Genomic DNA, 9701 nt, shown 5'->3' on the forward strand with positions numbered 1-9701 from the left:
GGCACGAAGATGACCTCTCAGGAGCGTCGAAGCCGTCATCTTGCCACTGGACCTTGTCGTGCCTGCCTCCACCATCATTTACGGGACAAGTCTTACGACATGGCGGACCCTTATGCCGTGCGCCTTTCCATCGGCGTGCCGATGGAAAGGCCCGTCGACTGGGTGTTCGCCCGCGAGCTGCTGGCCGAGGGGCTGCATCGGCCGACCGGGGACGGTGACGTGGTGGTCATGCCCTGGCGCCACCCGCACCCGCACCCGGACTCCGTGCGCGTCGTCTTGAGGAACCGCTCCGGCACGGCGCTGGTCGAGATGGCGACTGCGGAGGTTGCCACGTTCCTTCTCCGGACCTTCGTGCTCGTTCCCGAGGGAGCGGAGGGCCGGCACCTGGACCTCAACCGCGCCATCAGTGAACTCACGGGAACAGGCGGCTGACGGAGACGACGGCCCACGTCGCATCTGGCGAGCACCCAGGACGTGCGCCGCGCCGCGACCGTCACCCCAGCCCGATCGTCCCCCCACCAGCCCGTACGAACCCGAGAGGAATTCCGCGTGACCCGGAAGAGCGAAATGACCGCCACACAGTTCGGCGTCTTCACCATCGGTGATGTCACCCCCGACCCGACCACGGGCCGCCCACCGACCGAGCGTGAGCGCATCAAGGCCATGGTCGCGATCGCGCTGAAGGCCGAGGAGGTCGGGCTCGACGTCTTCGCGACCGGCGAGCACCACAACACACCCTTCGTGCCTTCGTCGCCGACCACGATGCTCGGCTACATCGCGGCGCGCACCGAGCGGCTGATCCTTTCCACCGCCACCACCCTCATCACCACGAACGACCCGGTGAAGATCGCCGAGGACTTCGCGATGCTCCAGCACCTGGCCGACGGCCGGGTGGACCTGATGATGGGGCGCGGCAACACCGGGCCGGTGTACCCGTGGTTCGGCAAGGACATCCGGGAGAGCATCAGCCTCGCCATCGAGAACTACGCCCTGCTCCACCGGCTGTGGCGCGAGGATGTCGTGAGCTGGGAGGGCAAGTTCCGCACACCGCTCCAGAGTTTCACGTCCACGCCCCGCCCGCTGGACGAGGTCGCGCCGTTTGTCTGGCACGGCTCGATCCGCTCCCCGGAGATCGCCGAGCAGGCCGCGTACTACGGCGACGGCTTCTTCCACAACAACATCTTCTGGCCGGCTGACCACACCAGGCGGATGGTCGAGCTCTACCGGAACCGATACGCCCACTACGGGCACGGCACGCCCGAGCAGGCGATCGTCGGCCTCGGCGGGCAGGTGTTCATGCGGAAGAACTCGCAGGAGGCGGTGCGCGAGTTCCGGCCGTACTTCGACAACGCACCGGTGTACGGCCACGGCCCGTCGCTGGAGGAGTTCACCGAGCAGACGCCGCTCACGGTGGGCTCACCGCAGCAAGTGATCGAAAAGACCCTGTCGTTTCGTGAGTACGCCGGTGACTACCAGCGTCAACTGTTCCTGATGGACCACGCGGGGCTGCCCTTGAAGACCGTCCTGGAGCAGCTGGACCTGCTCGGCGAGGAGGTCGTGCCGGTGCTGCGCAAGGAGTTCGCGAGGGACCGTCCGGCGAACGTGCCGGACGCGCCGACGCACGCGTCCCTGCGTGCCGCCGCCGAGGCAGGAGTCCGCGCATGAGGCTCGTCGTCGTCTCGGCGGGACTCAGCGCCCCGTCCTCCACCCGGCTGCTCGGCGACCGGCTGGCCGTCGGTGCCGCAGATCGGACCTCGGCGGACGTGACCGTGGTCGAACTGCGGGACCTGGCTGTGGAGATCGCGCACGACTTCACCAACGGGTTCCCTGGGCGGGCGCTGGGCGCCGCCTTCGACGCGGTGGCGGCGGCCGACGGAATGGTCGTCGTCACGCCGGTCTTCTCGGCTTCGTACAGCGGGCTGTTCAAGGCGTTCTTCGACGTGCTGAGCGTGCACGACGAGGGAGTTCTGGCCGGGATGCCGGTGCTGATCGCCGCGACGGGCGGCACGGCCCGGCACTCTCTGGTCCTGGACCACGCGCTGCGCCCGCTCTTCGCCCACCTCAAGGCGGTCGTCGTCCCGACCGGGGTCTACGCAGCCTCGGAGGACTGGGGTGCCGAAGGGCTCGACGGTCGGATCCAACGGGCCGCGGGCGAACTGGCGGCGCTGATGACCGGGCCCTCGACGGCCGGACGGCCGGCTGGTGAGAGTCCCGCCGTGCTGCCCTTCGAGCAACGACTCGCCGCGCTGAAGCCGCCGACCGGGCAGGCGCGTTCCGCGTTTGTTCCTGCGGCCGTCCCTCTCTCATCAGACCCGCGGGCACACGGAAGAAGCATCCGATGAAGACACCGCTCAAGCCACAGCGCACGCCACAGGGAAGGCCGCAGGGCAAGCCGCAGACCAAGCCCCTCCTGCGGCTGTGGGCTTGGCAGGCCGACGCCGCGTGCCGTGGTGTGGACAGCTCGGTCTTCTACTCGCCGACCGGCGAGAGGGTCCAGGCGCGCCGTAGACGCGAGGAGGCGGCACGCGCCATCTGCCGGCGGTGTCCCGTGATTGATCCCTGTCGCCTCTTCGCTATGACAACCGACCAGAGGTTCGGCGTCTGGGGCGGACGAACGGAAGCCGAGCGCCGCTCGACGACCACTCCGTCCGCGCGGCGCGCCGCCGCGCACGTGGACAGCTGGGCTGATTCATGACTGACCGGCCTTCGAGGCTCATGACAGCGCACGCCCAGAACTCAGGCACCCGTGCCGTTTTGAAGGACAGCGATCTCGAGATAGGGACTACGCCGACACGAGTATGGCTCCTGCGACCGCTCCGGCCACATGCGGGCCCGCCGCATCACGAGCGAGGTCGCTTCGGCGACAACTCTGGGTGAAGGGTGACGGCTGCTCAGCTTGGCCTGACGCACCGTCGACTATGCAGAATCATCTTGCACATGCGTTGCACAAGGTGCTGAAAAGCGACAGTGAGTAGTGAAGGAATGTGAAGGTGAATGCCCGCAACCTCACGGATGGCATGTTTACGCTTATGTGACGCTCCGGGCCCCGACGTGTCACTTCTCGATCGGACAAGACTGCCCTGACCAGCGGTTTCTGCTGGCCCGCTCCCCGCGACGTCTTTTCGATGACCTCATCACGTGAAGAGCGCGGTGCACGGAAGCCGTCGCTCCTGGTTCAAAGTCCCAGGGAATCCGTCACACCCCGCCTCAACTTGTATTTGTGCAGGTCAGAAGGGGTGTGACGGTGCCATTTTTTGCAGGCTGTCAGATGTCCCGGAAGATCTCGATCTGCGCCCCCACCGAGTTCAGCCGCTCCGCCAGTTCCTCGTAACCGCGGTTGATCACATACACGTTGCGCAGGACGGATGTCCCCTCGGCCGCCATCATCGCGAGCAGTACCACCACCGCCGGCCGCAGCGCGGGCGGGCACATCATCTCCGCCGCGCGCCAGCGGGTCGGGCCCTCGACCAGGACCCGGTGCGGGTCCAGGAGCTGGAGGCGGCCGCCGAGGCGGTTGAGGTCGGTGAGGTAGATCGCGCGGTTGTCGTAGACCCAGTCGTGGATGAGGGTCTGGCCGTGGGCCGAGGCGGCGATGGCCGCGAAGAACGGCACGTTGTCGATGTTGAGGCCCGGGAACGGCATCGGGTGGATCTTGTCGATCGGCGCCTCCAGTTTGGAGGGCCGGACCGTCAGGTCGACCAGGCGGGTGCGCCCGTTGTCGGCCGCGTACTCCGCCGTGCGGTCGCAGTCGACGCCCATCTCCTCCAGGACCGCGAGCTCGATCTCCAGGAACTCGATCGGCACCCGGCGGATCGTCAGCTGGGACTCCGTGACGACGGCGGCGGCGAGCAGGCTCATCGCCTCGACCGGGTCCTCGGAGGGGGAGTAGTCGACGTCCACGTCGATGTTCGGCACACCGTGCACGGTCAGCGTCGTCGTACCGACGCCGTCCACCCGTACGCCCAGCGCCTCCAGGAAGAAGCAGAGGTCCTGGACCATGTAGTTGGAGGACGCGTTGCGGATGACGGTGGTGCCGTCGTGCCGGGCGGCGGCCAGCAGCGCGTTCTCGGTCACGGTGTCGCCGCGCTCGGTCAGCACGATGGGGCGGCCGGGGGTGACGGAGTGGTCGACCTGGGCGTGGTAGATGCCCTCGGTCGCCGCGATCTCCAGACCGAAGCGGCGCAGCGCGATCATGTGCGGCTCGATGGTCCGCGTGCCGAGGTCGCAGCCGCCCGCGTACGGCAGCTTGAACTGGTCCATGCGGTGCAGCAGCGGGCCGAGGAACATGATGATCGACCGGGTCCGGCGGGCGGCGTCCGCGTCGATGGCGTCCATGTCGAGCCGGGCCGGCGGGACGATCTCCAGATCGGTGCCGTCGTTGATCCACCGGGCGCGCACCCCGATGGAGTTCAGCACCTCCAGGAGGCGGTAGACCTCCTCGATCCTGGCCACCCGGCGCAGGACGGTGCGGCCCTTGTTCAGCAGCGTGGCGCAGAGCAGCGCCACGCAGGCGTTCTTGCTGGTCTTGACGTCGATCGATCCGGAGAGCCGGCGCCCGCCGACCACGCGCAGGTGCATGGGACCGGCGTAGCCGAGCGACACGATTTCGCTGTCGAGTGCTTCACCGATGCGCGCGATCATCTCAAGGCTGATGTTTTGATTGCCGCGCTCGATGCGGTTCACGGCGCTCTGGCTGGTGGCGAGCGCCTCGGCGAGCTGGCTCTGCGTCCAGCCCCGGTGCTGACGGGCGTCACGGATGAGCTTGCCGATACGTACGAGGTAGTCGTCTGACATATCGAAAGGCTATCTCAGATATGAGATGAGCCTGATGTGGGGGTGTGGCGTTCGAGTGACGGCTGGGTGCAGAGGTGCGGGAGGAGGGCGTGACTCGGTGGGGGCGCGCTGTCCCCCTCCAGGGTCCTCCCGCCGCAGCGGTTCGGCACGCGGAGTGCGGCCATCGGCAACCGGTGGGAAGCCGTGAGGGCTTCACCCGGCACTGCCGTACGCCCGGAAAACCCTGTCGCCCCGGGTGGGCGGCGGATCGTATCGTCCTCGGCATGAAGGTCCTCTCCGTCAATATCGGCCACCCCCGTCCCAACCCCTGGAAGGGGCTGAGTGCGACCGGGATCGACAAGCGGCCGGTTGACGGGCCGGTGGCCGTCACCGACCCCGGCCCCAAGGGCACCGGCGCGGTCGGCCTCGCCGGAGACCGGGTCTACGACGTGCAGCATCACGGTGGCTTCGACCAGGCCGTCTACGCCTACGCCCGCGAGGATCTCGACGGCTGGGAGGCCGAGCTGGGCAGGCCGCTCGTGAACGGGGCCTTCGGGGAGAACCTCACGACCCTCGGGCTGGACGTCAACGGCGCCCTGATCGGCGAGCGTTGGCGGATCGGGCCGGATGTGGTGCTGGAGGTGTCGTGCCCGCGGATCCCGTGCGGAACGTTCCAGGGATGGCTGCAACGGGATGGCTGGCTCAAGAGGTTCACCCGGGCCGCCGTGCCCGGCGCCTATCTGCGGGTGATCGCGCCCGGTGACATCCGGGCCGCCGATCCGGTCGAGATCGTGCACCGGCCCGATCACGACGTGACCGTCGCGCTCACCTTCCGGGCCATCACCCTCGAGCCCGAACTGCTGCCGCGCCTTATGGCCGCCGACGCACTGCCGACGGAGACCAAGGAGCTGGTCCGGCGGCGGACCTCCGCGTAGACGGGCCGCCGTCACCGGCGCAGGGAACGGCCGGACGGAGGCCGATCTCCCCAGTGAACTCGACGTAGACGACGCAGTCGTGGTTACGGGTGGAGTGGTGGACCTCCTCGCCACGGTGAGGTCCTTGAAGCGGAACCGTGCGGTCCGCGAGGAGTTCCGGAGGCCCGGCGCCGGCTGGTGCACCCCCGGACTGCCTGAAGCCCTAACCTGCACGGGTGACCACCGACCTGACCCTGTTGCCGCGTGTCGCCTATCGCGGACAGGAGATCACCGCGCCCAGGATCCGCGGCCTTCTCGCGCTGCTGGCAGGCGACCTGCGCACGGGCTGCAGCAGCGAGCGGCTCGTGGAAGGGCTGTGGCCGGACGAGTTGCCCGAGCGGCCGGGGAAGGCGGTGCAGGTCCTCGTCTCCCGGGCGAGGTCGCAGCTGGGCGCCGACGTCATCGCCAGTACGCCCACTGGATACCGGCTCGCCCTCGCCGAGGACCAGGTCGACACCTCCGCCCTGCTGTTGCACGCCGCCGCGAGCACGGGCCGGGCCAGGGCCGGGGACCATGCGGGATCGCTCGCCGCGGCCGAGGCCGGGCTCGCCCTGTGGGCGGGTACGCCCGACGGGGCGGGCGCCACCGCCGCCGGCCCCGTGGCCGCATTGCGCGCCGAGCGCGCTCCCGTGCACGGGGCGCTCATACGCGCGCAGGCGCTCGCCCTCGCCCGGCTCGGGCGGCACACGGAGGCGGCCGGGCCGCTGGCCGCGGCAGCCGCCGAGCACCCGCGCGACGAGGAGGTGCTCGCCGAACTGCTGCGCGGCGTGGCGGCGACGGCGGGCCCGTCCGCCGCGCTGCTGCGGTACGAGGCCTACCGCAGCGGGCTCCGCGAGGAGCTCGGCACCGATCCGGGCGCCGCGCTCAAGTCCGTACAGCACGAACTGCTGCGCGGCGAGGAGCCGGTGGTCAGGCACGGCGTACCGCACGAGCCGAATCCGCTCCTGGGCCGGGACGAGGACATCGCCGCGGTGCTTCGTCTGCTGCGTACCTCCCGCGCCGTCACCGTGGCCGGTCCCGGCGGTCTCGGCAAGACCCGGCTCTCGCACGCCGTCAGCCGCCGGGCCGAGCAGCGCGTGGTGTATTTCGTACCGCTCGCCGGCGTCACCGCGGACGCGGACGTGGCGGCGGAGGTGGCCTCCGCCCTCGGCGCGGGCGCCGTGAGCGGCCAGGCTTCGGCCGATCCGGTGTCCGGCATCCTCGGTGTGCTCGGCTCCGGGCCTGCACTCCTCGTGCTCGACAACTGTGAGCAGGTGGTCCGGGGCGCCGCCGATCTCGTACGGGCTCTGGTCTCGTCCTCGAAGGGCTTGCGCGTGCTCGCCACGAGCCGGGCCCCGCTGGGCCTCACGTCGGAGGCGGTGTACGCGCTGCCGGAACTCGGCCCGGACATCGCGGTCGAGCTGTTCACCCAGCGCGCCAGGGCCGCCCGGACCGGCGTGGAGCTGCCGCCGGACGTGGTGGCCGAGCTGTGCCGCAGCCTCGAAGGGCTGCCGCTCGCCGTGGAACTGGCCGCCGCGCGGGTGCGGGTGCTCTCGGTGCCGGAGATCGCCCGGCGCCTCGGCGACAGGTTCGCCCTCCTGCGCGGCGGTGCGCGTGACGCCCCGGAACGCCACCGCACCCTGCACGCGGTCGTCGACTGGAGCTGGAACCTGCTCGCAGAGGACGCCCGCGCGGCGCTGCGCACCCTGTCCGTCTTCCCCGGCGGCTTCTCCGGCGAGGCGGCGGAGCACTTCCTCGGCGACGACGCGCTGTTCCTGCTGGAGCAGCTGACCGACCAGTCGCTGCTCACCGTCGCCGACACCCCGGCCGGGGTGCGGTTCCGGATGCTGGAGACCGTACGGGAGTTCAGTGCCGCCCGGCGTGCGGAGGCGGATGAGGACGAGGAGAACATCGACCGGTTCCTCGGCTGGGCCAGGGACTTCGGGGTCACGTACCACGACTGGTTCTTCGGCACGGAACCGCGGGCCGCATGGGAGCGGATCAGGCCCGAGCAGGACAACCTCGTCCTTGCCCTGCGTCACGCCCTGGCCCGCACGGACGCCCCCACCCTCGCCGCCCTCACCGCCGTCCTCGGCGCTCTGTGGGCCAGCGACTCCACCTTTCCCCGTCTGGCCGCCCTCGCCGCGGACACGGGCCCGCCCCTCTCGCACTACCACCCCGAACCCGCGTACGTCGAAGTCGCCCGCGCCGCCGCGGTGATGTGCACGTCGGGCCTGTTCATGGCGAACGGCCCGGTGGCCGTACGCCAGCTCGTCACCCTGCGGCGGCTGCCCACGGCCCCGCCGGACACGCTGCTCCGCGCCATCGGGGCGGTACTGGGCGCGATCCCCGAGATGCTGCCTCCCGACCACCACGTGCTGCGCACGCTCTGCGCCAGCGAGCAGCCGCTGGTCGCCGGCGTCGCCGAGTCCATCGCCACCTATGTCTGGGAGTACGAGCACGACATCGACCGCGCGATCCTCTCGGCCCGCCGGGTACTCACCGAACTGGCCCTGGCCGCAAACCCGTCCATGCAGCTCATGGGACACTCCCGGCTCAGCGAACTGTGCCTGCGGACGGGGCGGGGCGAAGAGGCGTACGAGCACCTCAGGGCGACGCTGGAGGTGGTGCCGCGGCTGGGCGACGGGCACGACCATCTCTTCATCCGTACGAGCCTCGTCCTCGCCTGCCTCCAGCGCGGCGATCCGGAGGAGGCCGAGTACTGGCTGCGCCGGGCGGAGCGCGACAGCCCCCCGCAGCAGGACTCCTTCTACCGGCCCGACCTCGCCGGGCGCGCCGAGATCGCGCTCGCCCGTGGGCTGACGGAGGTCGGCCTCGGCCTGTGGCGCGGCGCCGTGGACTGGATGTCCGAGGCCGGCACCCTGCGGGGCGACGACCTCTGGCTCGACGCGTCGGCGCTGCACATCCAGTCGGCGGCGGTGACGGCGCACGCGCACGCCGGCCGTCTCGAACTGGTCACGGAGCCGCTCGACCGGCTGCGGAAGGGGCTGCGGACCCTGCTCTCCGGTCCGGCAGGCTCGCCCTGGCAGCTCCCGGTGTTCGGGACGGTGCTGCACGCCCTCGGCCTGGTGGGGCTGGCCTCCGCCGACGACGAGGCCACCGCTGTGCGGATGATCGCGCTGGCCGAACGGCTGCGCGTGATGCGCGACTTCCAGCCGACGATGTCGGCGGACCGTGCCCGGCAGGCAGCCCATAACGCCGACCGGGCGGCGTACGCCGACGCGGTGTCGGAGTATGCCGCCCTGGAACGTGACGAGCTGCGGGAGGCAGCCCGCGCGCTCACTTCGGGTCGCGGTTGAACTGGGCCATGGACCAGCGGTAGCCGAGCGCGATCAGTACGAGGCACCAGCCGATGGCGATCCACCCGTTGTTGCCGATCTCGGTGCCGAGGAGCAGGCCCCGGAGGGTTTCGATGGCGGGGGTGAAGGGCTGGTACTCGGCGATCGGCCGGAACCAGCCCGGCATGGTGTCGGCGGGGATGAAGGCGCTGGAGATGAGCGGGAGCAGGATCAGTGGCATGGCCATGTTGCCGGCCGCTTCGGCGTTCGGGCTGGCCATGCCCATTCCGACCGCGATCCAGGTGAGCGCCGTGGCGAACAGAGCGAGCAGCCCGAACGCGGCGAGCCACTCCAGGGCGGTGGCGTCCGTGGACCGGAAGCCGATGGCCACGGCGACCGCTCCGACGAGGAGCAGACTGGCGAGCACCTGCAGCACGCTGCCGACGACGTGCCCGACGATCACCGAGCCGCGGTAGACCGCCATCGTGCGGAAGCGGGCGATGAGGCCCTCGGACATATCGGTGGAGACCGAGACCGCGGCCCCGATCACGGTGCTCCCGATGGTCATCATCAGGATGCCCGGGACGATGTAGGCGATGTAGGCGGACCGGTCGGCACTTCCGCCGCCGATGCCGGCGCTCATGACGTCGCCGAAGATGTAGACGAAGAGCAGGAG

At 70.3% G+C, this 9701-nt stretch carries 8 protein-coding genes; 6 read left to right on the forward strand and 2 right to left on the reverse strand.

Annotated elements, in window-relative coordinates:
• The first annotated feature begins 99 nt into the window (after positions 1–99).
• The 4 genes from ACGFZA_RS42280 (at position 100) to ACGFZA_RS42295 (ending at position 2695) form a co-directional block, all read left to right on the forward strand.
• Positions 100–432, forward strand: coding sequence for an SsgA family sporulation/cell division regulator (locus ACGFZA_RS42280; protein WP_393686427.1), 333 nt, complete (start codon positions 100–102; stop codon positions 430–432).
• A 135-nt stretch (positions 433–567) separates the two neighbouring features.
• Entirely contained in the window at positions 568–1665 is a 1098-nt protein-coding gene (locus tag ACGFZA_RS42285) for an LLM class flavin-dependent oxidoreductase (RefSeq protein WP_393686429.1), read from the forward strand.
• The gene (locus tag ACGFZA_RS42290) at positions 1662–2342 is read left to right on the forward strand and encodes a CE1759 family FMN reductase (RefSeq protein WP_393686431.1); all 681 of its coding nucleotides are present in this window, start codon (positions 1662–1664) and stop codon (positions 2340–2342) included. Before ACGFZA_RS42285 ends, ACGFZA_RS42290 begins: the two co-directional genes overlap by 4 nt.
• On the forward strand, positions 2339–2695 hold the full coding sequence (locus ACGFZA_RS42295) for a WhiB family transcriptional regulator (protein WP_393686433.1): 357 nt from the start codon (positions 2339–2341) through the stop codon (positions 2693–2695). Before ACGFZA_RS42290 ends, ACGFZA_RS42295 begins: the two co-directional genes overlap by 4 nt.
• 569 nt (positions 2696–3264) lie before the next feature.
• On the opposite strand, the gene ACGFZA_RS42300 is transcribed toward ACGFZA_RS42295, so the two are convergent.
• Complete coding sequence (locus tag ACGFZA_RS42300) at positions 3265–4794, reverse strand: helix-turn-helix domain-containing protein (RefSeq protein ID WP_385281104.1); 1530 nt, start codon at positions 4792–4794, stop codon at positions 3265–3267.
• A gap of 263 nt (positions 4795–5057) precedes the next feature.
• On the opposite strand from ACGFZA_RS42300, the gene ACGFZA_RS42305 reads away from it, so the two are divergent.
• Both ACGFZA_RS42305 and ACGFZA_RS42310 read left to right on the forward strand, forming a co-directional pair.
• Positions 5058–5708 carry an MOSC domain-containing protein gene (locus ACGFZA_RS42305; protein ID WP_385281106.1) on the forward strand — a complete coding sequence of 217 codons (651 nt, stop codon included), beginning with the start codon at positions 5058–5060 and terminating at the stop codon, positions 5706–5708.
• A gap of 215 nt (positions 5709–5923) precedes the next feature.
• Complete coding sequence (locus ACGFZA_RS42310) at positions 5924–9046, forward strand: ATP-binding protein (RefSeq protein WP_393686436.1); 3123 nt, start codon at positions 5924–5926, stop codon at positions 9044–9046.
• Here the strand turns inward: ACGFZA_RS42310 and ACGFZA_RS42315 are convergent.
• On the reverse strand, positions 9027–9701 hold a 675-nt coding region (locus ACGFZA_RS42315; RefSeq protein WP_393686438.1), incomplete at its 5' end, for an ABC transporter permease. The two genes, ACGFZA_RS42310 and ACGFZA_RS42315, sit on opposite strands and share 20 nt — an antisense overlap.

This window comes from Streptomyces sp. NPDC048211 (assembly GCF_043202315.1).
Lineage (GTDB): Bacteria > Actinomycetota > Actinomycetes > Streptomycetales > Streptomycetaceae > Streptomyces.

Excerpts from the sequence above, each read along its gene's own strand:
- ACGFZA_RS42280 (WP_393686427.1), top strand. The coding sequence starts at position 100 with ATGGCGGACCCTTATGCCGTGCGCCTTTCCATCGGCGTGCCGATGGAA.
- ACGFZA_RS42285 (WP_393686429.1), top strand. The coding sequence starts at position 568 with ATGACCGCCACACAGTTCGGCGTCTTCACCATCGGTGATGTCACCCCC.
- ACGFZA_RS42290 (WP_393686431.1), top strand. The coding sequence starts at position 1,662 with ATGAGGCTCGTCGTCGTCTCGGCGGGACTCAGCGCCCCGTCCTCCACC.
- ACGFZA_RS42295 (WP_393686433.1), top strand. The coding sequence starts at position 2,339 with ATGAAGACACCGCTCAAGCCACAGCGCACGCCACAGGGAAGGCCGCAG.
- ACGFZA_RS42300 (WP_385281104.1), bottom strand. The coding sequence starts at position 4,794 with ATGTCAGACGACTACCTCGTACGTATCGGCAAGCTCATCCGTGACGCC.
- ACGFZA_RS42305 (WP_385281106.1), top strand. The coding sequence starts at position 5,058 with ATGAAGGTCCTCTCCGTCAATATCGGCCACCCCCGTCCCAACCCCTGG.